This is a genomic window from Clostridium thermopalmarium DSM 5974 (genome assembly GCF_002995795.1).
Lineage (GTDB): Bacteria > Bacillota > Clostridia > Clostridiales > Clostridiaceae > Clostridium_H > Clostridium_H thermopalmarium.
This window is the reverse complement of sequence record NZ_PVXN01000005.1, coordinates 151,808-176,647: the sequence shown is the minus strand read 5'-3', so window position 1 is coordinate 176,647 and position 24,840 is coordinate 151,808. Positions and strand designations below refer to the sequence as shown.

Here is a 24,840-nt window from a genome sequence, read left to right as displayed (position 1 = left end):
CTATAACCCCCACTTATAAAATTTTTCGTGTATAGTAAGCATTATAAGATTTAAATATGAAGATGATATGACGATTTATATGCTTTTTAAGTTTATTTAGGACATGCATGAGTATTTACATAATATCTTCATATGTTCTTCATAAAAAATTGATATCATATGAAGAGACTTTTTTCAACAAAAATAAAAGGAGGTGGGTTGATTGGGAATTGAGGTATTAATTACTATAGGAATAGTTGCTTTTGCTGCTTCTGTTATATTTGCCAAGTTTAGAAAGAAGTCTACAGGTGGGTGCGGCTGTGGTCATGGGAATGAGCGAAAAAGAAAATTTAAAAGTAAATTTTAGGAAATAAGCAACCTATAGAATTACAGTTAACTTGATATTTTTAGAGGAGGATGGCGATGAAAAGGATAGCACTTATGAAAAAGGCACTAACATATCTTATGTTAATGTTTATAGCAGTAGTTTCTGTACATAAACCAGTATCCGCTGAGCCCACAGCGAATCAAAGACAAAATCAAAGATTTGAAATTGAGCAAAAGATAGAAAATCTAGATATGCAAATTGAAGAAGTAATGGACAAGATAGAAGACAATAAGAAGCAAAGGGCAAAGATACAGGAAGATATTAAGTCTGCAGAGAAAGATTTAAAACAAGCAGAAGGGGACATTGAAGATGAGCAAGAATTATATAATGAAAGAATGAGAGTAATGTATATGAACGGTTCTTTTGGATATTTAGATGTAATTCTTGGAGCTAAAGATTTAAGTGATTTATATGCAAAGATTGAGGCAGTTAAGAAATTAACTGAACTCGATAAAGAAATAGTTAAAGAATTAAAAGAAAAACAAGAAAGTTTAAAAGATAAAAAAGATAAGTTGAATAAGCAAAATGGTACACTGGTAGCATTAAATAAGGAAAATAATGAAAAATTAAATAAATTAAAGGCTGATAAAGAGGTACAGAAGAAGCTAATTGAAGAAGCAGAAAGACAAGATAGGCTATATGCAGCTTCAATTGAAATAGCACAGAGTGAAGTTAATAAAACTCTAGAGAAGATAGAAACTAAGAGTAAGGAAACTACAAATAAGGAAATCGCAAATGAGAAAACTATAAATGATGAAACTATAAATAATGAAACTATAAATAAGGAAAACATAAATAAGGAAACCACAAATAAGAAAAGTACAAGCAAGGTAAGGCTATCACGAGGATCAATAGCAGTTTCTGGTAGTGATGTAGTGGCTTATGCTTCTAAGTTTTTAGGTACACCTTATTTGTGGGGTGGAACAACACCAGAGGGATTTGACTGTTCAGGTTTTACTCAATATGTGTACAAGCATTTTGGTATTAATGTAGGTAGAACAACTAAAAATCAAATATATGATGGTTATGCAGTTTCAAGGGATCAGCTTCAGCCAGGGGACTTGGTTTTCTATGGGAAAAATGGTATACCGAGTCATATGGGAATTTACATTGGTGATGGCATGTATATACATGCTCCAAGAACAGGAGACGTTATTAAGATATCACCTTATGATAGAAAAGATTATATAACGGCTAGAAGAGTTATAAGATAAGGAGTCAGACTAAGGTCTGATTCTTTTTTTAATCACTTTAGAAAAAGAAATAATACTTTGATTTCTTCATATCTTCTTCACATTAATTAGATAGAATGTATTTAAAGTAAATTAATTTAGAATAAGAAAGATTTATTGGAGGGATATGTATGAAATGTCATGGAAATAACAAAGGAAATCCAGGTGATCACAAGCACAGCCCATTAAAGCATATGTTGCATATGATTCTTTGTTGTGGATTACCAATAGTTATTATAGGACTTCTACCATTTATATCTAAGATTAGCCCAAGTGCTGCTGGTGTGTTAGCCAAAATAGCACCATTTATATGCCCATTAATGATGATTGGAATGATACCAATGATGATGGGTGGAAGTAAGAAAGGCAGTTGCTGTGATAATAAAGGTAATGATTCTAGTAATAAGGAATCAATTGAGTTAACTAAACCAGTAGAATAGCATTTCATTGGTATTGAAAAAATATTAAAGTTTATATGTAGAGAGTACTGATAAATAGTGCTCTCTTTTAAATTTAGTAAAAATTTTTTGTATTTGAGATCTTGAGAACATAAAGATAAGATTTCCTAGAATCTTAGAAGTTAGAAATTTTAAGATATAATGGGTAAAGATATAAATCTTCCGTAAATGTGTAAGTCAACAAAAATTTAAGAAGCTATAAAGAAATACAGTAAAGTTTATTTGTCCGTATATTTTAAGATAAAGAATATACAGAAGAATTGAATAGTTCTTGACGTCTACATAAAAAATTCGGTAGGGAAGAGGAGAGTAACATATTTAAGAATTCACTGACTAAATTCTTAATCAGATTCATGTGGAACTAAAATATACTTAATGGTTCTAATAATTTCATTAAATTTAGAAGATAAACTGAAATCTACCTACAGTTGTTGATTTACAATAAAAATTTTACTTGATAATCTACAACAGTTTTCTTACTTAATTTTTTGTCTAATATGAATGTTAATAAACACCTGATTATATATATAATTACGTTTTAGATGATTATTAATACCCTAGGACACATCTTTTAACTGATATGGTTTTGCTTATATACAATTCTTATTTGAAATTGGAAAAGTTAAGATGTTATAAAATTATACATGAGTAAAATTAGACTTTTAAAAAATATATTGTTAAGATAATTATATCACCTACAAATTTAAGCTAAAGGAGGGGTTTCAACGCCAGAGTCAATGGTCTTGCATCTAAACTAAGGGGTGATGAAACATGTCAAATATAAGAATTAATGAATCAGAAGTATATAATTTTGGTATGCTTATAATAAAAAATACAAGATCTGAAATAATAGATATTTTAAATAAAGTATTAGAGGAAGAAACTGATAGTTATTCAGTAACTTTAATACGTGAAATCCTTTCTTTTATAAATGATTAAATTCTTTGTAACATAGTTATTCGAGTTGTAAACAGTAAAGGATTACGTTACTATAGCAATATATTAACAATAACAATAAAAGAAGCGTGGGGGGTTAGCATTTTAACTCTGTTTTTAAGGATAGCGATTGTTTTAAGGTAACTATTGAATTAAACTTTGGTGATTTGATAAATATAGTTGCAAATGAAATGATTTATTCTGAAAATATTAGAAGTACAAGCTAGTTTGTAATCTTCTAATAAAGCGTAGCAGTAAACAATGATGACATAAAAAGGAGTAAAAATGATTATTAAATTATTCATAAAAACTACAGATAATGATAAGGTAGCAATGGTCATTAAATGCCTGATGTCATATATAAACGAAGACAATATAAAATATAAGGATATTAAAACAGAACCTTACTGGAAATTTCACAATACTACAGTGGCTGAAATTCAATTAGAATTATATAAACCACTTGATAGTAAGATAAAGGAGGATTTCCTTAATAGAATATCAAATAGATGGCTTTATTTTGGAGAAGAAGAGGTGCTGTCTTCTGTTACTATGGAAGGCTGTAGGTTAAGTTGTGATTTGGAAATGGTTAATATCTTTTTTAGTTAGTGAACAATCTTCTAACAAGGGGTATTAGGAGAAGTAAAATTGCCTTCTATTAAAAGTTTATATATTTTCGACATTGAATAATCTATCAAATAAAGTAAAAGCACTGAAAATAGATAATTAGGCAATAAAAATTTGCCCCTTTTTTGCCCCTTATAGTTTAAAATGAGTTGGCATAATTAAGGACAAGCTAAAAAATGAAATGCCTATATAATAAGGCTTTGAGCTTGTATAAAATGTTTTGAAATTAACCTATACGAATCCGGGGGTCGCAGGTTTAAATCCTATTAGATCCTAATAGTTTTATGGAGAGCAGTATATAAATTTGAGGGTACATAATATTATTGGGATGAAAATTATAGACTCTCATATTTACTATTTAGCATATTATACTATTTATCATCTAAATTATATGAAAATAAATTACTTTTAAAAATAATATATACTTTAAAATGCTAACATTTTGCAAACATAAGAAATATAGAATTAAGTTTTTATATATTATTAAATATTAAATGGTGGAGTCTAGAACGGCTTAAAATCATAGATATACGCATGTAAAGTTAGGAGAGATTTAATAAGGTTAAATGAAAAAACTGGCTACGAACCAGTTGGTCGAAAAGTTTTAATCTGAAAAGATTGTAGCCTTTTTAAAGTTCAATTTTATCTTTTAAAATAAACACATTTTGAAGGGAATAATTGTTATTTGTAGAATAATGACATTATAGGATAAGCTCTATATAATGACCATAATGGGAAATCAAAGTATGTTTTGGTATAAGGAGTGCATAATTATGAGCCAAATTGAAAATTCAATGATAGCAACGCTGGGAACTGATTTTGCAGATATCAGTAAAGAGCTTATGGAAGTAGGAATAGATAGTTTATTAGAAGATGGAATTTTAAAGAATATACCAATTATTGGGGCGCTTAGTTCGATTTATAAAGCTGGTATAAGTATAAGAGATAGATATTTTGTTAGAAAAATTCTCAAGTTTTTATGTTCATTAGAAGATACTTCTTTAGATGAAAGAAAAAAATTCTTATCAAAACATTCAGATATATCACAGCTTGGAGAAAAGCTAATTTTCATTTTAGATAGGTTAGATGATTTAGAAAAGCCCAAACTAATAGCCAATTTATTTAAAAAGTACATGTATAATGAAATTGATTATATAACATTTCAAAGATTAGCACTTATAATTGAAAAATGTTTTATTGAGGATTTAAAATTCTTGAAGAATAATAGAGATAAAAATATGATAACAGGTTTAGAGGCTTTAGGGTTAGCAAATAGCGGGTTAGCTTCATTAGCATCTTTTGATGGTGGAAGTTTCAATGAAGTAGATTATAATCCGGAGACTGATTATAAGATAAATGATTTAGGCAAGGCGGTTATTAGGTATGCATTTTAAGATTTTATACATAAGACTTATTCTATAAAGGCTCATTATTCATAAATCAATTAGATTATCAATGAAAAGCATAGTCGTGATGATGGAAACATAAAGATTTTTAACTTAGAGAGAAGGATTAATATGGCGAAAGCAAAGAAACAGAAGGAAAGAAAAATTATCAAGGTGGTTTATTTTGATGAGCAGGCTGCCCGAGATTACATAGACATTGTAAATGGAGGTCGTCTTGATTGGAGCACCGAAGAAGATAAAGAGAAACTCGCAAAAATAGTTGCTGAGATTGATGCGGAAATTGGTGGGGGGTTCAAACTGCTTACATGGTTAAAGGCATCTTTGAATAGTAAAGTTGGTAGTGAGTATAACAGAGAAACCAAAAGCATTATTGGGGCAAAACTTACAAGTACATTATTAACTGATTACATCTCAATAGCTTCTGCTGATGACACTGTTTATAAATTTAACGACTGTATCGTATATGCCCCAGAAAATTCCATTTCTATCTATAAGATGTATAGCCCTTACACTATTATATTTCCAAAGCAAGATATACCGATTGATCTCGAAAAACTGAATGAGGCGTTAGAGAATGCTCGTGGATATTATGAGATGAAGATATTTAATGAGGATCCAGAAAGCAGCATCCTGCGGTTTAATATAAAAGCGTTTCGTAATAATTATAATCTTTCTGATTTAACTAAAATGAAGTTGAAATACTTTGCCATTAAAGTTGGAACTTGTGATGTAGGAAAGTTAGATATGTCCAAAGAGTTTGATTTCTCTAAACCTACACCTACTGCAGAGTCTGTTTTGCAGCAAGGAACTTCTATATCAGAGACTTTATTAACCGTCTATGATGTCATATTTGCGGGAGTTGAAAATGAGTAAGATTCTTATATTCTATGGTTCGCGAACTGAGTTTGATAAGTTTATACCAAGAGATAATAAACGTACACTTACAGATCTTGTTATGGAAATTGATACTGATACCAGAAATTTTACTGTGGAGATTCCTGGACATGAAATAAAATCGAAGTCAAAACCAAAGGTTAAAAACTTTATTGCTGGTTCGGATGAATATGCTGGAGTCCGAGAACATGTTATTTTAAACTTTGCCGATTTTCTTGCTAAGATAGATTTTGAAAATCTATATCTGCAGAATCCACCTTTGTCTATCAGTTTACAGATAAAAAGGCTTTACCCACATATAGAAATTAAAAAGCAAACTTATAAGGTTATTAGTAGAGATGATATTTTAATGATTAACAATACTTACCAAAATCGCATTAAAGGACAAGAGGCTGTTAAGTTAGCCTTATTAAAGGCATTATTTCCGTTGACGACCCGCATAAGAACTAAGCCAGTTGTTATCTTGTTCTATGGTGATACAGGATTGGGAAAGACAGAAACAGCTCAGTTAATCAGCGATGTCGTAAATGAAAAATTGTTTAGAAAGCAATTTTCTATGTTTCAGAATAATCAGTTTGCAACCTATGTATTTGGTGGGGCACATTATGAACGTAGCTTTGCTAAAGAACTGTTAGATAGAGAATCTAATATCATCCTTCTGGATGAATTCGATAAATCAAACAATACTTTCCATAGTGCGTTTTATCAGTTATTTGACGAAGGAATATATGAAGACCAGAATTACTCTTTGGAATTGATGCGTTCTATAATTATATGCACATCCAATTATAAGTCAGTGGATGATATTAAAGAGCACCTGGGGAAAGCCATATTTTCACGATTTGATGCGGTAATTAAGTTTAGTGATCTTACCATAGAAGCAAAAGAGGAGATTGCGATATTACAATATAACGAAAAGGTCAGCCAATACACAGATGAAGAGAAAAAGGTAATTGAAGTAACCAACATTAAAGAGAGATTAATATCGGCTTGTACTCAATGTACAAATGCAAGGGAAATTTCCCATCTTATAGAAGATACTTTATCTTTAGTTCTTATTCAAGATTTACTGCAGAAAAATTCGGGGAGTGATAATTCATGAGCCAAATTGGGCTTCGTGTGAGCTATTTCCCATTTTCCATATAATTAACTATGCTTTAGAAATGCCAATTAGGATAATAATGGTAACTTTAGAATTTTTATAGGTATAACAATAATGCGAAACTACAGATTTATACAAAGTATAATATAAGGGAGATAGTATAATGTTTCTATCTGAATTAAGGATAAGTAATTTTAGGTGCTTTGATGGAACAGAGCATTCAATCTGCTTTAATCCAGGACTCACTGTTCTGGTTGGTGAAAATGATTCGGGAAAATCTGCTATTATGGATGCAATTCGTATTGTTTTAGGCACTACAGATTTTGGATGGAATCGTATAGAAATAGATGATTTTTACAACGAAGATACCTCTTTGGAAATTAGCATTATTTGTAAATTTTCTGATTTAACGGAAGACGAGCAGGCTGCATTCCTGGAATGTTTAACTTATGAGGAACAAAATGAAAAGAAGGTTGCGTTCTTATATTTACATTGGAAATGTAGATATTTATCAGCATTTAAGCCACCAAGGTCGGTTTCTACACTTTCAACAGGGAAAGTTAGTAATGGACCATCACCATCAGCTGAGGCTAAGGAATTACTTCGCATTACTTACTTGAGAGCTTTACGAGATGCCTATAGTGATATGCAATCTGGACATCATTCACGTTTATCACAAATTATGCAAAATGTTTCTAATTTAAATCAAGGTGAAGATGAGTATCAAGAGGGAATGGATTTACAAAATTTATCATTAATAGGTATAGCAAATCTATCAAATGATTTGTTAGCTTCTCATCCAGCTCTTAAATCAATTAATGAGGATATGACTAAGATATTGAGTGAGCAAATGCTACTGAAAAAAGATACGGTCCAAACGCGGTTAGCGGTAGCAGGAGCCAATAGTAGGGATATTCAAAAAACAATATCTTTGTTAGAAAAACTTGATTTGGCCGTAGATAAAAATGCGAGTGCTATGCAAGGGAAAGCTGGATTGGGTACAAGTAATATTATGAGTATGGCTTGTGAACTGCTTCTTCATAAAGAGGCAGAGATAATAAAAAGATCATCGTTCTTACTTATTGAAGAACCAGAAGCACATATTCATGCCCAACGACAGTTAAAATTAATTCAGTCACTAGAAACCGAATCGGAGAAAAAACATCAGCAGATTATTATCACAACGCATTCTCCTTTATTGACTTCTGTAGTGAAATTATCGAATATTGTGATAGTTAAAGAAGGAAATGTATATCCTTTAGCGGACAAATATACTCAGTTGGAAAATGATGATTACAAGTTTTTGGAAAAATATCTAGACGCGACTAAGGCAAATCTGTTTTTTGCACGTAGCGTCATTATTGTAGAGGGACCAGGCGAAGCATTATTATTACCTACTTTGGCAAAGTTAATTGGATACAGTTTAACCGATTTTGGAACATCACTGGTTGATGTGAGAAGCACCGGGTTGCGGCGTTATGCTAGAATTTTTCAACGTTCCGATAATCAGAATCAGCTGAATATCAAGGTAGCGTGTGTTACTGATCGTGATGTGATGCCAAACTGTGCTCCAGGGATTTGTATTGATAACAAGTATTCATTAGATAAAACTTCATGGCCCGAGAAATCAGCTCGCAACTGGAGAGCTGAGGCTGATTTTACAGATGAAGAAGCACTGAAGCATGAAGAAGGCATCAGACAAAAAGCAGATGGACAACAAGTTAAGACATTTGTCTCTGACTATTGGACACTGGAATATGATTTGGCTTTTGTAGGATTGAAGCATAATGATATGCAGGCTATATTAATAGATTCATTAGTAAAGGTAAGTTATGCTAGACAAAATTGGACTGACAAAACAAAAGAAGTAAAAGATACTATTGAGGCTTTAGGAACGATAGAAGAAAAAGCATCACACTTTTATAGCTTTTTTACAAAGAAAAAAGCATCAAAAGCTGATTTTGCTCAGCAACTGGCATTTGAACTCGAAGAATCCTTTTCAAATAAAGGTGATGACTTAAAAGAAATATTGCCAAAGTACCTATTGGATGCTATAGAATACGTTACCAAGGGGTGATGTTATGGGGATTGAGAGATTAGAAGATATAATTATTAGTGATGAAGATATAACGTGGGTTGAATCGATTATGGGGTGTGATCTGCACTTTGATGATGCCAGAATAAGCATAATCAAGAACTTGGAATCTACAGATATACAGGCTTTTCCAGGTAGTGGGAAGACGACAACTTTAGTTGCAAAGTTAGCGATATTGGCAAAGAAATGGCCGTATGCTAATTCTGGTATATGTGTCTTATCACATACCAATGTTGCGCGTGAAGAAATTGAAGAAAAATTAGGGAATACTGATGTTGGTAAGAAACTCCTTATGTACCCACATTTTATTGGAACTCTGCACTCTTTTTTTGACACATATGTATCATTGCCGTGGCTGCATTCAAAAGGCCTGAATTTAAATATTATTGATTCAGATATCGTAATAAATTCACGCTGGAATATGATTCCAAATAATATAAGAGCATATTTGACGCGACAATATAAAGATGAAAAAATATGTAGTTATCAAGGAAGTATTGGATGTATTGATTGGGATAAGCAGGGAGACACACGTGAAAAGCTTTTGACAGTGATACAGAAATCTCAGAATAATGGAAACTTTACATTTGACGAGATGTTACTATATGCCAAACAAGCTTTGGATGAATGCGATTCTTTTGCTGTTGGTATACAGCGACGCTTTCCAATTGTGTTCATAGATGAAGCACAAGACACTAATTCTTTTCAATGGGAGTTGCTTCATAAAGCATTTCCTGCGGATGGAAGTTTAACCATACGTCAAGGATTTGGTGATAGTAACCAAGCTATTTACAATTATATAAACGAGGTTGTCGACAAGCCAGAATTCCCTAGAGAGAATCCTTTAGTATTAAGTGAAAGTCGAAGGTTTGATCATAGAATTGCTGTTTTGGCAAATACCGTAGCCATATCGTCAGAGCAAATGAAAGGCACTGATAATGAATTTTCGGAAAGAGGAGAATGTCATACTCTATATTTATTTTCTAAGGACAAGGCATGGCAAGTGATAGATGAATTTGGACAACTTATCTTAAATACATTTTCCGATGATGAGTTGTTAAAGTATAGAAAAGTTGGTTGTCATGTTATTGGAATGGTTCATGATAAAAAGGAGGATACTCATGAAAGGCATTTTCCAAAAGGAATATATGATTATTGGCCTTGCTATGAAGCTAAGAAAGCAAACAAAAGTATTACTCCTAGAAATATGCTAGGCTATTTCAGAAAAGGGGTTGGTGAATTCTTAGAGACTGGAGAAACATCTGGACAGGTAGAGTGGATTTCCAAGGGGATTCGTCGACTTCTTAATAAAGCCCAAAAGGAAAACTTTGTTTTTGCAACAAACAGTACTTTTCGTTCAATAATTAAACTGTTGCCAGAGGATAAACAAATGATTTTCAGAAAGCTAATGGCAGAATTGACTTCCATAGATGTTTTGTCAGAAGAAAATTGGAAGAACATATCAGAAATGTTTTTAAAAATATTAAAACTGTTTAATTTAACTGCAAATCAAAATGTACAAAAATTCTTGGCATGGTCAGATGATGAGAATACAGAAAGTAAGGGGAATACTTCTGACAAAGTGTTGCCTAACCATTATGTTTTTTATAATAGTGAAACAGAACGAAGCGTTGATTTAGAATTTGGAAGTATTCATTCGGTAAAAGGAAGAACACATTTAGCGACGCTAGTTCTTGAGACATATTCAAAATCACATAATCTGAAGGCTATTCTTAAGTATCTGTGTAATACACCTCCAAAATCAATTGGATCCAACCAGAATCGTTTGAAATGCCAATATGTAGCAATGACACGGGCAAGAGCATTATTATGCTTAGCGATTCCATTGGATTTTGTAGATGAAAATACACAAGACAAATTAAAAAAAATAGGATGGAATTTGCGAATAGTGGAATAGCTAGTCCCCAATACATAAATAGCATCATCTAAAACTTGCTAGGTCTTATTTGAGTTTTCCATTAAGTTTATTATCTACTGTATCTTCATGAAAGCTAAACTTCCCATTATCCATATAACATGAAGAATATTAGAATAAATATGCCGGAAATATTGATAGAGTAGTTGATTTACTTAGTAGTCACTTATGGTTAACAGACTGTAGTATTGCTTTATAATTGAAGATACAATTAACTTTAAAAAGTGGAATCATCAGCTGGTTTTACTAAAATTTAAACAAAACAAAAACATCATATCATTTGAAGAAAATTACGAATAATATGACTACTATAACGATAATATTTAAATAAACTTTTAATCTTCAATGCGTGGTGCATAGAGAAAAGTAAAGCAAAATGATAGATTTACTTATATGTATTAACTATTTTTACTACTTTATGTATCTTAATAGTATTAATTATGTTTTATGAAAAAATAATTTTATAAAACTTAAACTGCATTGATATAAAACGCTTACTGAGTTTTATTAAAGCATAAATAGGTACTTAATTATCTGGAATTAATGCAACTCGTGCATTAACCTGCAAATATAATGCTCAGCTCTCTTGTGGAAGAGTTCAAACTCCAACTCTTGCTATCATTGCTAAAAGAGAAGAGGATATAAAAAATTTTAAACCAAAAACCTATTATGGTGTAACTGCTGTATCAGATAAATTTAAACTAGTATGGCAGGATAGTAAAGCCAAAGATATTAGAACCTTTAATAGAGATAAATGCAGCAAAATAATAACTTCTATAAAAGGAAAAAATGCAGAGGTTGTAGAGGTAAAAAAGGTGAATAAAAAGGCCTTTTCGCCAAAGCTTTATGATTTGACGGAGCTTCAAAGGGATGCTAACAAGATATTTAATTATTCAGCAAAAGAAACTCTATCCATAATGCAGAAATTATATGAACATCATAAAGTGCTAACCTATCCAAGAACAGATTCAAGATATTTATCTTCAGACATAGTAGATACTTTAAAAGATAGGGTTAAAGCTTGCGGTGTTGGGCCTTATTCAAGGATAGCATCCAAAGTTTTAAGGACACCTATAAAGGGAAATAAATCTTTTGTAGATAATAGTAAAGTGTCAGATCACCATGCTATTATACCAACAGAGCAGAAAGTTTCTTTAAATTCATTAAATGATAAGGAAAGAAAGATATATGATTTAGTAGTTAAACGCTTCTTAGCAGTATTATATCCTCCTTTTGAGTATATACAAACCAGCATTTTAGCTAAAATAGGAGAAGAGAATTTTATTGCAAAGGGGAAAATCGTAACTTCTTTAGGATGGAAGGAAGTTTATGAAAATAACTTTGAAGATGAGTATGAGGATGATATTAAAGAGCAGATGCTGCCTGATATAAATAAAGGAGATATTCTAAAGATAAATGATATAATTGAAACAAAAGGGGAAACTAAGCCTCCAGCTCCTTTCAATGAAGCTGCACTTTTATCAGCTATGGAAAATCCAGCAAAGTATATGCAGATTGAAAGTGAAGCTTCAAGAAGAACTCTTGGAGAAACAGGAGGGCTTGGAACTGTAGCTACAAGGGCAGATATTATAGAAAAGCTATTTAATACATTTTTGATAGAAAAGAATGGCAAGAATATATTAATAACTTCAAAAGGAAAGCAGCTACTAGACTTAGTACCGGAAGATTTAAAATCACCAGAGCTAACTGCGGAATGGGAACAAAAGCTGAATGCTATATCAAAGGGTAAACTTGATAAAGAAAAGTTTATTGAGAATATGAGAGAATATGCAAAAAGTACGGTTATAGAAATAAAGCAAAGTGAGGAAAAGTTTAGACATGATAACCTTACAAGAACAAAATGCCCACAGTGCGGAAAGTATATGCTTGAGGTAAAGGGCAAGAAGGGAAAGATGCTCATATGTCAAGACAGGGAATGTGGTTATAGGAAGGGAGTTTCTAAAATAACCAATGCAAGGTGTCCTGAATGTCATAAGAGACTAGAGCTTCGTGGAGAAGGTGAAGGTCAAATCTTTGTATGCAGCTGCGGATATAGGGAAAAACTTTCTGCCTTTAACGAAAGAAAGAAGAATGAGAGCAATAAAGTATCAAAGAGAGAGGTTCAGAAATATTTAAAACAGCAGGAAAAGGAGAATGATGAACCATTTAATTCCGCACTTGCAGAGGCTTTGGCTAAGTTGAATTTAAAATAAATTGCTTAAGGCCATACTAGAGAATTAAGATATTATAATAGATCTTCATAAAATCTTCATAAGGATTTACTATAATATATTCAAGGTCTTACTTTTATTAGGAGGCAATGTATAATGAAAAACTTTATAAAAAATTATTTTAAAAAGAGCATAGAAAAAATCGCAAAGGAAAATGAAAAGACCTTTGGAAACACTAGCAAACTAGATTGCTGCGGATTAAATAAGCCTAATGATGGGAATAAGGGTGCTAATACTCAAAATAAATAGCTAGTTTAAAAAGTTTTATAAAAAGAAGTCTGATTATACTTAAATGCAGACTTCTTTTTACTTATTCTATTCTTTATGCTTTAAACTTATTTTTTCTAACAACAGGAGCTACAATTTTACCTTTATATACGTCTTTCTCTTCTATTTTTATATTAAATATCTTTTTATACTTATTAATTAGTGCAAGTTCTTTTTTTGTAACTATTGAAATTGCTGTCCCTTCTTTTCCTGATCTTCCAGTTCTTCCAACCCTGTGAAGATATTCTTTTGGATTTTCAGGCAAGTCTAAGTTAAAAATATGAGTAATATCTTTTATGTCAAGGCCTCTAGCGGCTAAATCTGAAGCTACTAAAAGCTGAACTTTCCCTTTTTTAAATTCTTCTAAGGCCTTTTGACGTTCTTTTTTTACTGCAGAACCATAAATACCGTCAGCTTTAAGTTTATGATATTTAAGTTTTGAGGTAATGATATCAATTTCTTCGCTTTTATTTATAAATACAATAGATTTCTTTGGATTTATGGTATTTATTAATTTCCTTAAAGTTTCAATTTTACCTCTTTGCTCTGATAAAATGTACATGTGAGCTATGTTTGGATTAACTGTTTCCTTATTTTCAATTTTTATTATCTCAGGATTTTTCATTAGATTTTTTGCTGCGGCTAAAGTTTTTTCATTTATAGTAGCTGAAAAGAGCATAAGCTGTCTATCTTTCATAGTTGTTTTGATAACATCTTTTACAGTACCTAAATTTTTATCATCGAGAAGTTTATCTCCTTCATCTATAACTATGGTTTTAATGGTATGAGCACTTATTTTTCTATCCTTTATAAGCTTTAATATTCTTCCACTAGAACCTACAATAATATGGGGCTTTTCTTTAAGCTTTTCTATTTGTCTCTTTATATTAGCTTCTCCAATTATAGGAGTAGAAGTTACAGGAACACCAGAGTTTAGTGATAGAGATTGAACTTGTCTATGTATTTGAACTGCAAGTTCGTGAGTTGGAGCTAATATTATAGCTTGCATTTCACGTTTAGAAGCATCTATCTTTTGGAATATAGGAAGTAGGTAGGCTAATGTCTTTCCGCTTCCTGTTTCAGATTGGCCTATTATATCCTTGTTTTCTAGTGATAAGGGTATTGCCTTTTCTTGTATAGATGTAGGATTTTCTATTCCTTCCTTTTTTAATCCTTCTATTAAATTTGAGTTTAATCCTAATTCATGAAATGATGTCATATGTAATGTCTCCTTTTTATTTATATCTGCTTAATTTTATACTTAGTATATATTTTTGTCAAACCAGTTCTTTGTATTCCTATGAAAAGTCTGTTAATATATAAAAAGCTAAGTTGATGGCTTTTGATGAAAAGTTATATAAGAATTGGGATAAAATAATTATGATTAAACTAAAAGATATGAGGTTAGTGATTATGGAGACAAAAGAGTTTAAAAAATTTAAATTAAGCAAAGAAATATTAGAAGCATTAGAGGTATTAGGATATAGTAAACCTTCAGAAGTGCAAGAAGAAGTATTACCTCTTGTTCTTAATAATGAGGATATTATAGTAAAATCAGAAACAGGGAGCGGTAAAACAGCAGCTTTTGGAATTCCACTTTGTGAAAACATAGAAATAGAAGAGAGAAGTCCGCAAGCTTTAATTTTGACTCCTACTAGAGAATTAGCACTGCAAATCAAGGAAGAAATTTCGAATATAGGCAGGCTAAAGAGGATTAGAGTTTCAGCCATCTTTGGTAAACAACCAATGGATATGCAGGTAAGAGAGTTAAAACAAAGGGTTCATGTAGTTGTTGGAACACCGGGTAGAACCTTTGATCATATAGAAAAAGGCAGCTTAGATATAAGTAAAATAAAGTACCTTGTCATAGACGAAGCGGATAAAATGCTGAATATGGGATTTATTGATCAGGTTGAGGTTATAGTAAAAAAGCTTCCAACTAATAGAGTGACTATGCTGTTTTCTGCAACTATAGATGATAAGATTAAAGAGCTTTGTGAAAAACATATGACTAATCCCAAAATGATAGAGATAAATTCCAAAAGCAATGCATCAGAAAGAATAGAACAAGTTTACTATGAAGTAGATGAAAGCGAAAAATTTAAGATTTTAAACAATATAATTTATACTGAAAGACCAGAAAGCTGTATTATATTTTGTGGAACTAAAGAAGTTGTGGATGATGTAGAATACAGAATGAGGAAGAAAGGATACTCTTGCCATAAGCTTCACGGCGGCATGGAACAAAAGGATAGATTAGATATTATGCAGAGATTCAAAAGAGGAGAATTTAAATTTTTAGTTGCCACAGATCTAGCGGCTAGAGGAATTCATATAGAAAATATAACTCATGTTATAAATTACGATACTCCAGTAGAAACAGATAGTTATGTTCATAGAATTGGAAGAACGGGGCGTGCTGGTACTAAAGGGAAAGCTTTAACTTTTGTATCTCCTAAAGAAGTAAGATTGTTAAATGAAATTGAAAAATATATAGGATATAAAATAGCTAGGGGGAAGTTTCCAACGGAAGAAGAGGTTGAAGAAGGAAAAAAACTTTTTAAGGATAAGTCTAAGACTAAGCCTAAGTTAAAGAGTGATAAAAGTGCTAGACTAAGTAAGGACATTACAAAACTTCATATAAATGCAGGAAAGAAAAAGAAGATACGTCCAGGAGATATTGTGGGAGCAGTTACAAGTATTGAAGGAATTTCAGCTGATGATGTTGGTATTATAGATGTTCAGCCTAATTTCACTTATGTGGATATACTAAATAAAAAGGGTGGAAAAGTTTTGAAAGAACTTCAAAATGTAAGCATTAAAGGTAAGAAAGTTAAAGTTGAAAGAGCTGAAAAATAATGTGGATTATGCTATTGCATGTTTATTAGAAGTGTGTTACACTTAAAAAGTACTGAGATTCCAGTAATGTGCAGTGCAGGATTTAATACGATTAATACCATTTCCCTTTTTAGGAATGTAATGGAGATCAGTTTTAAATCTTAATTTCTAAAAAGGAGGAATGTTGAAATGGCAGATAAGAATTTAGTATGTAAAGATTGTGGAAAAGAATTCGTATTCACTGAAGGCGAGCAAGCTTTCTACAAAGAAAAAGGATTCGAAAATGAACCTCAAAGATGTCCAGAATGCAGAAAAGCAAGAAAGCAACAAAACAACAATAGAGGATTCAGAAGATAGTATAAGCTACTATTACTCCTATAAGGACTCGTTCTTATAGGAGTTTTTTATTTTTTGAAAATAAAAAACAACATAAGAATTTTGTAACGCAAAATTCTTAGTGGAGAATTGGAGGAGTGGAGAAATTTGATATCTGATGTGCCTAGCATCTTTATTTCCCTTTTTCTTGGTGTAAAGTGTATAGTTGAAAGTGTAAAGTGAAGGATGTTGTGCTATTTACACGTTCCGCTTTAAACTTGTTTTAATTTTCCACTTCTCCACTGCACTTTAGTGCCTCCGCGCCTCCACTAGAAATAACTCCTACTAAATCGACAGAAATTATATTTTTTTCAAAAAACTATAGACAAATTTAAGATTATATAATAAAATTATATACATAAAACATATAAGAATACTAGGAAATATTCGGAGGTGAAGTTATGGCTGAAATTCAGACATCAAAAATCAGAAAGACTAAAAAGAAAAGGATAAATCAAATACCTTTTGGAATAGCATTTTTTATTGCAATAATTGGAGTAGGATTCTTTATGGCAAACAATTCGCCAAAAACAGCACTTATGTGGGTGTTTGGGGTAGCCTTAGGTTTCACACTGCAAAGATCAAGATTTTGCTTTACTGCATCGCTGAGAGACCCTGTTTTAACAGGAAGTACATCTTTAACTAAGGCAGTTATAACAGCAATAGCAGTTGCCACAGTTGGATTTGCAGCTCTACAATTTGCAGCTGCATCTAGAGGAGAAGCAATACCAGGGAATGTATCACCAGTAGGAGTACATACAGCTATAGGAGCTGTAATGTTTGGCATAGGTATGGTTATTGCAGGAGGATGTGCATCAGGAACTTTAATGAGAGTTGGAGAAGGATTTTTAATGCAAATACTTTCATTAGTATTCTTTATAATAGGTTCTCTATGGGGAGCGAATAACTTTGGGTGGTGGTCAAAAAACTTCATGCCAAAGAAAGGTATATTTTTACCAGATGTTATAGGTTGGATGCCAGCAATTATTCTACAATTTGGACTTTTATTAGGACTTTATATCTTAGCAGACTGGTTTGGAAATAGAAAAACCAATTAAAGTAAAAATCAACATAAATTTAAAACTTAACCAGTATTAAAAATTTAGGAGGAATTTATAATGAAAGAATATAGATTAGATTGTTTAGGAGAAGCATGCCCAGTACCTCTAATAAGAACTCAAAAGAAAATGGAAGATTTAAAAATTGGAGAGGTACTTGTAGTTGAAATAGACCACAGCTGTGCTATGAAAAACGTACCAGAGTGGGCAAGAAAAGAAGGACATAACGTGGAAATAGAAGAAGTTGGCGATGGTGAATGGGAAATATACATTGAGAAGATGAAATAGAGGTGAATCTATTGGATATAAAAAAGAACGTATTTTATAAAAAATTTTTAAAGGACCCTTGGACATATACTACGGGAGCTGTAATATTAGGGCTTCTAAATGTTGCAATGCTAGCTTCTTCAGGAAGTGCTTGGGGTGTAACAACGCCATTTTCTTACTGGGGAGCTTGGATATATAAGGCGCTTGGTGGGCATCCAGAAAGTTGGTTCTATTTTCAACAAAAGGGTCATGCTGCTGGTCTTGCAGGCGGATTTTTAAATAATGGTCATTCTATATCTAATATAGGAATTATAGCAGGTGCATTTTTAGCAACTCTTCTTGCATCACAATTTAAGATAAAGAAAATAAAATCAATGAAACAGGTTGTTGCAGCAATTCTTGGTGGACTTTTAATGGGCTATGGAGCAAGAATAGCTTTTGGGTGTAATATAGGAGCGCTATTCAGTGGAATGGCATCCATGTCATTACACGGATGGGTGTATATGGTGTTTATATTCATAGGAGCTTGGATTGGAAGCAAGTTATTAGTTAAATACTTTATTTAAAAATATATGGTGGCTCTGTGCCACCATTATTTTTCAGATTATAGGAGGTATTTTATGGAGAAGAAACATGAATACTATGATGTTGTGATAATAGGAGGAGGGCCTGCTGGTCTAACATCAGCAATTTACTGCGGTAGGGCAAAATTAAAAACCATTTTAATAGAAAAGTCTTTAGTAGGGGGGTTAGCTACTTATACAAGCGAGGTAGCAAACTATCCTGGCTTTCCAGAAGGAATATCTGGAACAGAACTTATGAATCTTTTCCATAAACAGGCTAAAGGTTTTGGAGTAAAATTCAAGCTTACAGATGTTAAAAGCGTTGACTTTGAAGGAGAAGATAAATTAGTAGAAACCTTTAGAATAATATACCATGCAAAGGCTGTAATCATATCTACAGGAGGAAAACCAAGGCTTACAGAGGCCGTAAATGAACAAAACTTCCTATATGATAAAGGTATTTCCTTCTGTGCTACCTGCGATGCTGAATTTTATACAGATAAAACTGTTATGATTGTAGGAAGCGGAGATTCTGCCATTGAGGAAGGAATATTCCTAACTAAGTTTGCAAAAAAAGTTATTATATCGGCTAGAAAAGATGAAGGAACTATGCGTGCTAATAAGGCAGCACAAGATGAAGCTGTGAAAAATCCAAAAATACAGTTTGTTTGGAATACGGTAGTGGAGTCTTTTCAAGGTGATGAGAGATTAAATAAAGTTATACTTAAAAATCTAAAAAACAATGAATTTACAAGTGTTCCTGTAGATGGATGTTTTCTATTTATTGGATATGAGCCCAATACAGAAATTTTCCAGGGTAAAATTAATCTAACAGAAAAAGGCTATATTTTAACTAATGAAAATATGGAAACGAATATAAAAGGAGTCTTTGCAGTAGGAGATGTAAGAGAAAAAGTGCTAAGACAGGTAGCAACAGCAGTAGGCGACGGAGCTATTGCTGGGGTTGTAGTTGAAAAGTATATTTCTAAGTTTGGAGAAAGATAAGATTAGGACGATGGTTTAGGGCATATAAAATAATTATTTTATATGCCCTGTTTATATAAAAGGAAATTTTATTTAAAAAACCTACGAAATATAGAGAAAGATTAAGTTACGCTTTATATTTATAGACATGATATGACTACATAAAACTAAATGTTACTTTGTACAATAATTGTAACGAAATTATTTATAAAATTAGAAGGAATTGCGTTGGTATTTGTAGAATTTTATATAGAAAAGATCGTGGAAAAGAGAGGAGAATTATCTATGAGTATAGTATTGAAGAAAGGACAAAAAATTGATTTAACAAAAGGAAATCCAAGTTTAACAAAGATTACTGTAGGATTAGGATGGGATACAAACGCATATGATGGAGGATATGACTTTGACTTAGATGCCAGCGTATTTATGGTTGGTAAATCTGGAAGAGTAGAGAATGATGAAGATTTCATATTCTATAATAATTTAAAACATCCATCAAATTCAGTTGAGCATACGGGAGATAACAGAACTGGTGAAGGTGATGGAGATGATGAAGTTATAAAAGTAGATCTACAAAAAATTCCTGAATATATAGACAAAATAGCCTTTACAGTAACTATTTACGATGCTAAGGCGAGAAATCAAAATTTTGGACAGGTTTCTAATTCATATGTAAGAGTTGTTGACGAGAACAACGGAAGCGAAGTATTGAGATATGACTTAGGAGAAGACTTTAGCATAGAAACAGCTATAGTTGTTTGTGAAATATATAGATACAATGGGGAATGGAAATTTAATGCTATTGGATCAGGTTTTGAAGGTGGACTAGAAGCACTATGCAAAAATTATGGATTAAATGTATAATTAGGTCTAATATAGAAAAGCAGTACAGTGCATATATATGAAATTTAAAGCTGAGTATGTTTAGCAGATAAAATAATAGATTTCTATCTCATTTAATTCAAGACGGGGAGAAATCTATTTGTTATATAAGGATTTAAATTGGGAGAGCGAAGTACATATTTTTTTGACTTGCCTAAAAAAGAAGTTATATATGCTAGACATAATGGAATAATAGGAATAGATACTAATCCATATGGTTTTGCTTTAATATATACTAAAAAGAAATAGGAGGTGTCGGTATGGGATTTAGATTTTATAAAAGAATAAAAATAATGCCTGGAGTATCATTAAACTTAAGCAAATCTGGTCCGTCACTATCTATAGGCCCTAAGGGTATGAAGCATACTATAGGACGAAAGGGAACAAGGACTACATTTAGCATACCAGGAACTGGAATTTATTATACTACTTCAAGGTCAAGAACTCGTAAGAAAAATACCAGCACTAATAATAGCCATAGACAGTCCATGCCAAATACTCAAAGTGGGTTCTTCTCTCAGCTGTTTATGTCCGCAGAAGAGAAAAAATTCAACAGTGGATTAACTGCTTTTATTCAGGGAAACAACTTTACTGCGAAGAAAAACTTTTTAGATTCAAATAGTACCGATGGCTATTTTATGGCTGGATTTATTTCTTTAGGAGAGAAGAAATACTCTGAAGCAGAAGGATATTTTGATAAGTGCAGAGGAGCCATAAGCAGTCTGGGTAAAATTGCTAATAAGGTAAATGATAAGCTTGAGATACTTCTTGAGGTGACAGATTATATAGAGGCTCCTATAAGATTGGATAAAAGAGGACTTGCTCTATGCTGTGTAGAAGCCTATCAAAATCAGGGAAAGTATGAGAAGGCTCTAAAGATTTTAGAGGAAATTTGGAATGACAATCCTAGTGACAAGATAGTGTGCCTTTCTTTAATAGATCTAGTAGCAGTTGCAGATGAAGCCACTGCACAAATACTAAAGGAGATTGTAGAGATTACAAAGGATGTAGAAAATGACACACCTATAGATACTAATATACTTTATCTAAGAAGCTATGCCTTATATAGATTAGATTTAGTAACAGCAGCTGTAGAGGAACTATCAAAGCTTATTAGAAAGAAAAAAGATAGACCAGAAGAGCTGATATTGGATATTAGATATTTAAGAGGTCAAATGTATGAGGAGCTTGGCGAGAAAGCAAAAGCAAAAAAAGACTATGAATTCATATTTGCACAAGAACCAGAATACCAAGACATTCAAGAAAAGCTTGGCCTTTTTTAATATGGAGCTGATTATTGGTTACTAAAAAGATTAGGGAAAACAGATGGCAATAGGATTAAAAAAGGTGGAGAAAAATAAGTTAAAATTTTAACAAATTTCTTGACAAGCATATCTTAAAAATATTAAAATATATTTAGCAAAGTTCAAACATTTAGAGAGTAATCTTTAATTGTTTGTTCATGAATTAACATATACCTAACAGAAAAGAACATTCTAATCTGGAAGGAAGGAAAATTTTTAGACAAGTTATAACTTTAGAAGTTCTAAGGCTTTACTTATTAAGAGAATTAAACTTTCCTTTCGGGGAAAGTTTTTTTATTTTTATTTAGAAGAAAGGAGTACTTTTAATGAAGAAAATTGCTGTTATAAGTGCTATTTTAGAAGAACCTAATCACTGTCAAAAAGAATTTAATGAAACAGTATCTTCTTTTAAGGGAATTATTAAAGGGAGAATGGGGATTCCATTTCAGGAAGAAGGTATAGCAGTAATATGTATTACTGTAGTTGGAGAATTAAATGAAATAAACAGTCTTACTGGCAAGCTAGGCAACATTCCTCATGTAACAGTTAAAACTTCAATATCAAAGAAAGAGCTGTAAACCTATGAAAGAACTAATTGATAAGTTATATAAACAAAACAATTTAAATAGAGAAGAACTTTTGAAATTACTAGAAGGCATGAGTAAAGAAGATGTGGATTATTTAATAAGCAAGGCACATGAAACAAGAATGAAGCATTATGGAAATAAAGTATATCCGAGGGGGCTTATTGAGTTTACTAACTATTGTAAAAATAATTGTGTTTATTGCGGCATTAGAGGACTAAATAAAAATGCAGATAGGTATAGATTATCTTTAGAAGAAATTTTAAGTGCTTGTGAAGAAGGAAATAGATTAGGATATAAAACTTTCGTTCTTCAAGGTGGAGAGGATACTTTTTTTACAGATGACAAGATTGTAGAGATAATAAAAGAAATAAAAAATAGGTTTCCAGATACTGCTGTAACTCTTTCAATAGGAGAAAAATCCTATGAATCCTATAAAAGATATTATGATGCTGGAGCAGATAGGTATCTTTTAAGACATGAAACAGCTACAAAAGAGCTTTATGAAAAACTTCATCCTGGTATGAGCTTTGAAAATAGAAGAAGGTGTCTAAGAGATTTAAAAGATATTGGATACCAAGTAGGAGCTGGATTTATGGTAGGACTTCCCGGACAAAGTAATGAGGATTATGTAAATGACCTTTTGTTTTTAAAGGAACTAGAACCAGAAATGGTGGGAATAGGACCATTTATACCACAAAAGGATACTCCTCTTGCTAATGAAAGCAGGGGAACAGTAGAAACAACTGTAATAATGCTTGCCATTGTAAGATTACTTTTGCCTGAGGTTCTTTTGCCTGCTACAACGGCTCTTGGAACCATAGACCCTTTAGGAAGAGAAAAGGGATTAAAGGCTGGAGCCAATGTGGTAATGCCAAATCTATCTCCCACAGAGGTTAGAAAAAAATACGCCCTATATGACGGCAAAATATGTACAGGAGATGAAGCTGCTGAATGCAGAATGTGCATAGAAGGAAGGATAAAGAGAGCAGGATTTGTTCTTGAAATGTCTCGAGGAGACAATAAATTATGGAGGAGAAGATAATATGTTTATAGATCAAGAGTATATAGAAAATTTATTAGATGAGGCTAAAAGTGCCACTAAGGAAGATATACAAAAGGTTTTAGATAAAGCCAAAGAAAAGAAGGGGTTATCTCATAGAGATATTGCAGTTCTTCTTCAAACAGAAGATGAAGAGCAACTAAAGGAAATGTATAAAATAGCAGGAGATATTAAAAAGTCTATATATGGAAACAGAATTGTTTTGTTTGCACCTCTTTATGTAAGTGATTACTGTGTTAACAACTGCGTTTATTGTGGTTATAAGAAAAATAATAAATTTCCAAGAAGAAAGCTTACAAGAGAAGAGATTCAACAAGAAGTTAAAATTCTTGAAAAGATGGGACATAAAAGGCTGGCATTAGAGGCAGGAGAGGATCCTGAAAATTGTCCTATTGATTATATACTTGATGCTATAGACGCAGTATACAGCACTCAAAATGATAATGGAGTCATAAGAAGAATAAATGTAAATATAGCAGCAACTACTGTTGAAAACTACAGAAAGTTAAAGGAAGCTAAAATAGGAACTTATATATTGTTCCAAGAAACCTATCATAAGCCAACTTATGATAGAATGCATCCTAACAGCATTAAAGGAGATTATGAATATCATTTAACTGCCTTTGATAGAGCTATGGAAGGCGGTATTAATGACGTAGGTGGAGGGGTTCTATTTGGACTTGCAGATCCTAAGTTTGAAGTTTTAGGACTAATGATTCATAATGAGCACCTTGAAGAAAAATATGGTGTAGGATTCCACACAATATCCTTCCCTAGATTAAGAAAAGCTGAAGGAAATGATTTAAATAAGTTTCCTTATTTAGTTAGCGATGATATGTTTAAGAAAATCGTAGCTATTACTCGTATAGCTGTACCTTTTACTGGCATTATAATGTCTACAAGAGAGTCAGCAGAGATGAGAAGGGAGCTTTTAAGATATGGAGTTTCTCAAATAAGTGCTGGTTCAAGTACAGGTGTAGGTGGATACAAAGAACGTGAAAATGGTGAGAAGGATGTAGACCAATTTGAGCTTGCCGATCATAGAACTCCTATAGAAATTTTAAAAGAACTAATTTCTGATAAATATATACCAAGCTACTGTACTGCTTGCTATAGAAAGGGCAGAACTGGGGATAGATTTATGAGCCTTGCAAAGACAGGACAGATTCAAAATGTATGTACTCCAAATGCGCTTATGACATTAATGGAATTTTTAATGGATTATAGTGATGAAGAACTTTATGAAAAAGGAGAAGCATTAATTAAAGAAGAGTTAGAGAAGATTGAAAGAGAAGATGTTAGAAACTTGGTAAGAAAAAATATAGAAAGAATAAAAAATGGAGAAAGAGATTTGTATTTATAGGAGGAAAT

At 32.0% G+C, this 24,840-nt stretch carries 23 protein-coding genes and 1 pseudogene; 23 read left to right on the top strand and 1 reads right to left on the bottom strand.

What is annotated here, in order from left to right; translation table 11 throughout:
* The first annotated feature begins 202 nt into the window (after positions 1–202).
* From CPAL_RS01395 to CPAL_RS13810, 12 genes and pseudogenes are all read left to right on the top strand, one after another.
* A complete protein-coding gene (locus CPAL_RS01395) occupies positions 203–346 on the top strand; it encodes a FeoB-associated Cys-rich membrane protein (RefSeq protein ID WP_106023950.1) in 144 nt (47 codons plus the stop codon).
* A gap of 56 nt (positions 347–402) precedes the next feature.
* On the top strand, positions 403–1,581 hold the full coding sequence (locus CPAL_RS01390) for a C40 family peptidase (RefSeq protein ID WP_242976272.1): 1,179 nt from the start codon (positions 403–405) through the stop codon (positions 1,579–1,581).
* Between the two features lie 149 nt (positions 1,582–1,730).
* Positions 1,731–2,039, top strand: coding sequence for a hypothetical protein (locus tag CPAL_RS01385; protein WP_106023949.1), 309 nt, complete (start codon positions 1,731–1,733; stop codon positions 2,037–2,039).
* Between the two features lie 789 nt (positions 2,040–2,828).
* On the top strand, positions 2,829–2,996 hold the full coding sequence (locus tag CPAL_RS13815) for a hypothetical protein (protein WP_165815327.1): 168 nt from the start codon (positions 2,829–2,831) through the stop codon (positions 2,994–2,996).
* Positions 2,997–3,278: 282 nt separating this feature from the next.
* A complete protein-coding gene (locus CPAL_RS01380) occupies positions 3,279–3,602 on the top strand; it encodes a hypothetical protein (RefSeq protein WP_106023948.1) in 324 nt (107 codons plus the stop codon).
* Between the two features lie 791 nt (positions 3,603–4,393).
* Entirely contained in the window at positions 4,394–5,014 is a 621-nt protein-coding gene (locus tag CPAL_RS01375; RefSeq protein WP_106023947.1) for a hypothetical protein, read from the top strand.
* 123 nt (positions 5,015–5,137) lie between these two features.
* Entirely contained in the window at positions 5,138–5,899 is a 762-nt protein-coding gene (locus CPAL_RS01370; protein ID WP_106023946.1) for a DUF6414 family protein, read from the top strand.
* Positions 5,892–7,022 (top strand): AAA family ATPase, encoded by a 1,131-nt coding sequence (locus tag CPAL_RS01365; protein ID WP_106023945.1) that lies wholly within the window; start codon positions 5,892–5,894, stop codon positions 7,020–7,022. The genes CPAL_RS01370 and CPAL_RS01365 overlap by 8 nt, the downstream gene beginning before the upstream one ends.
* Before the next feature lie 163 nt (positions 7,023–7,185).
* Positions 7,186–9,099 carry an ATP-dependent nuclease gene (locus tag CPAL_RS01360; RefSeq protein WP_106023944.1) on the top strand — a complete coding sequence of 638 codons (1,914 nt, stop codon included), beginning with the start codon at positions 7,186–7,188 and terminating at the stop codon, positions 9,097–9,099.
* Between the two features lie 4 nt (positions 9,100–9,103).
* Positions 9,104–11,035, top strand: coding sequence for a UvrD-helicase domain-containing protein (locus tag CPAL_RS01355; RefSeq protein WP_106023943.1), 1,932 nt, complete (start codon positions 9,104–9,106; stop codon positions 11,033–11,035).
* Between the two features lie 548 nt (positions 11,036–11,583).
* Positions 11,584–13,266 (top strand): annotated as a pseudogene (topB, locus tag CPAL_RS01350) (DNA topoisomerase III); the annotation flags it as partial.
* Between the two features lie 114 nt (positions 13,267–13,380).
* Entirely contained in the window at positions 13,381–13,533 is a 153-nt protein-coding gene (locus CPAL_RS13810; RefSeq protein WP_165815328.1) for an LDCC motif putative metal-binding protein, read from the top strand.
* 73 nt (positions 13,534–13,606) lie between these two features.
* Here CPAL_RS13810 and CPAL_RS01345 read toward each other — a convergent pair whose 3' ends face one another.
* Positions 13,607–14,770, bottom strand: coding sequence for a DEAD/DEAH box helicase (locus tag CPAL_RS01345; RefSeq protein ID WP_106023941.1), 1,164 nt, complete (start codon positions 14,768–14,770; stop codon positions 13,607–13,609).
* Between the two features lie 161 nt (positions 14,771–14,931).
* On the opposite strand from CPAL_RS01345, the gene CPAL_RS01340 reads away from it, so the two are divergent.
* The 11 genes from CPAL_RS01340 to hydG all read left to right on the top strand — a co-directional run bounded on the left by CPAL_RS01340 (position 14,932) and on the right by hydG (position 24,832).
* Positions 14,932–16,410, top strand: a complete 1,479-nt coding sequence (locus tag CPAL_RS01340) for a DEAD/DEAH box helicase (RefSeq protein WP_273092807.1) — start codon at positions 14,932–14,934, stop codon at positions 16,408–16,410.
* Between the two features lie 168 nt (positions 16,411–16,578).
* A complete protein-coding gene (locus CPAL_RS01335) occupies positions 16,579–16,746 on the top strand; it encodes a zinc-ribbon domain-containing protein (RefSeq protein ID WP_106023940.1) in 168 nt (55 codons plus the stop codon).
* A gap of 419 nt (positions 16,747–17,165) precedes the next feature.
* Positions 17,166–17,822, top strand: coding sequence for a YeeE/YedE thiosulfate transporter family protein (locus CPAL_RS01330; protein WP_106023939.1), 657 nt, complete (start codon positions 17,166–17,168; stop codon positions 17,820–17,822).
* Between the two features lie 60 nt (positions 17,823–17,882).
* A complete protein-coding gene (locus tag CPAL_RS01325) occupies positions 17,883–18,110 on the top strand; it encodes a sulfurtransferase TusA family protein (RefSeq protein WP_106023938.1) in 228 nt (75 codons plus the stop codon).
* 11 nt (positions 18,111–18,121) lie between these two features.
* Entirely contained in the window at positions 18,122–18,655 is a 534-nt protein-coding gene (locus tag CPAL_RS01320; protein ID WP_106023937.1) for a YeeE/YedE thiosulfate transporter family protein, read from the top strand.
* Between the two features lie 54 nt (positions 18,656–18,709).
* Positions 18,710–19,657: a thioredoxin-disulfide reductase gene (gene trxB, locus CPAL_RS01315; RefSeq protein ID WP_106023936.1), complete on the top strand. Its 948-nt coding sequence runs from the start codon at positions 18,710–18,712 to the stop codon at positions 19,655–19,657.
* A gap of 264 nt (positions 19,658–19,921) precedes the next feature.
* Positions 19,922–20,500, top strand: a complete 579-nt coding sequence (locus CPAL_RS01310) for a TerD family protein (protein WP_106023974.1) — start codon at positions 19,922–19,924, stop codon at positions 20,498–20,500.
* Positions 20,501–20,778: 278 nt separating this feature from the next.
* Entirely contained in the window at positions 20,779–21,801 is a 1,023-nt protein-coding gene (locus tag CPAL_RS01305) for a DUF4236 domain-containing protein (RefSeq protein ID WP_106023935.1), read from the top strand.
* A gap of 347 nt (positions 21,802–22,148) precedes the next feature.
* Positions 22,149–22,400 carry a TM1266 family iron-only hydrogenase system putative regulator gene (locus CPAL_RS01300; protein ID WP_061858959.1) on the top strand — a complete coding sequence of 84 codons (252 nt, stop codon included), beginning with the start codon at positions 22,149–22,151 and terminating at the stop codon, positions 22,398–22,400.
* A gap of 4 nt (positions 22,401–22,404) precedes the next feature.
* On the top strand, positions 22,405–23,451 hold the full coding sequence (gene hydE / locus CPAL_RS01295; RefSeq protein ID WP_061858960.1) for a [FeFe] hydrogenase H-cluster radical SAM maturase HydE: 1,047 nt from the start codon (positions 22,405–22,407) through the stop codon (positions 23,449–23,451).
* Between the two features lies 1 nt (position 23,452).
* Positions 23,453–24,832, top strand: coding sequence for a [FeFe] hydrogenase H-cluster radical SAM maturase HydG (hydG, locus tag CPAL_RS01290; protein ID WP_106023934.1), 1,380 nt, complete (start codon positions 23,453–23,455; stop codon positions 24,830–24,832).
* Positions 24,833–24,840: the final 8 nt, after the last annotated feature.

Bases quoted from the DNA above. Each gene is read 5' to 3' on its own strand.
- CPAL_RS01385 (WP_106023949.1), top strand. From the start codon at position 1,731: ATGAAATGTCATGGAAATAACAAAGGAAATCCAGGTGATCACAAGCAC.
- CPAL_RS01340 (WP_273092807.1), top strand. From the start codon at position 14,932: ATGATTAAACTAAAAGATATGAGGTTAGTGATTATGGAGACAAAAGAG.
- CPAL_RS13815 (WP_165815327.1), top strand. From the start codon at position 2,829: ATGTCAAATATAAGAATTAATGAATCAGAAGTATATAATTTTGGTATG.
- CPAL_RS01330 (WP_106023939.1), top strand. From the start codon at position 17,166: ATGGCTGAAATTCAGACATCAAAAATCAGAAAGACTAAAAAGAAAAGG.
- CPAL_RS13810 (WP_165815328.1), top strand. From the start codon at position 13,381: ATGAAAAACTTTATAAAAAATTATTTTAAAAAGAGCATAGAAAAAATC.
- CPAL_RS01365 (WP_106023945.1), top strand. From the start codon at position 5,892: ATGAGTAAGATTCTTATATTCTATGGTTCGCGAACTGAGTTTGATAAG.
- CPAL_RS01380 (WP_106023948.1), top strand. From the start codon at position 3,279: ATGATTATTAAATTATTCATAAAAACTACAGATAATGATAAGGTAGCA.
- hydE (WP_061858960.1), top strand. From the start codon at position 22,405: ATGAAAGAACTAATTGATAAGTTATATAAACAAAACAATTTAAATAGA.
- CPAL_RS01370 (WP_106023946.1), top strand. From the start codon at position 5,138: ATGGCGAAAGCAAAGAAACAGAAGGAAAGAAAAATTATCAAGGTGGTT.
- CPAL_RS01390 (WP_242976272.1), top strand. From the start codon at position 403: ATGAAAAGGATAGCACTTATGAAAAAGGCACTAACATATCTTATGTTA.
- CPAL_RS01310 (WP_106023974.1), top strand. From the start codon at position 19,922: ATGAGTATAGTATTGAAGAAAGGACAAAAAATTGATTTAACAAAAGGA.
- CPAL_RS01335 (WP_106023940.1), top strand. From the start codon at position 16,579: ATGGCAGATAAGAATTTAGTATGTAAAGATTGTGGAAAAGAATTCGTA.
- hydG (WP_106023934.1), top strand. From the start codon at position 23,453: ATGTTTATAGATCAAGAGTATATAGAAAATTTATTAGATGAGGCTAAA.
- CPAL_RS01305 (WP_106023935.1), top strand. From the start codon at position 20,779: ATGGGATTTAGATTTTATAAAAGAATAAAAATAATGCCTGGAGTATCA.
- CPAL_RS01300 (WP_061858959.1), top strand. From the start codon at position 22,149: ATGAAGAAAATTGCTGTTATAAGTGCTATTTTAGAAGAACCTAATCAC.
- CPAL_RS01325 (WP_106023938.1), top strand. From the start codon at position 17,883: ATGAAAGAATATAGATTAGATTGTTTAGGAGAAGCATGCCCAGTACCT.
- CPAL_RS01375 (WP_106023947.1), top strand. From the start codon at position 4,394: ATGAGCCAAATTGAAAATTCAATGATAGCAACGCTGGGAACTGATTTT.
- CPAL_RS01360 (WP_106023944.1), top strand. From the start codon at position 7,186: ATGTTTCTATCTGAATTAAGGATAAGTAATTTTAGGTGCTTTGATGGA.
- CPAL_RS01345 (WP_106023941.1), bottom strand. From the start codon at position 14,770: ATGACATCATTTCATGAATTAGGATTAAACTCAAATTTAATAGAAGGA.
- trxB (WP_106023936.1), top strand. From the start codon at position 18,710: ATGGAGAAGAAACATGAATACTATGATGTTGTGATAATAGGAGGAGGG.
- CPAL_RS01355 (WP_106023943.1), top strand. From the start codon at position 9,104: ATGGGGATTGAGAGATTAGAAGATATAATTATTAGTGATGAAGATATA.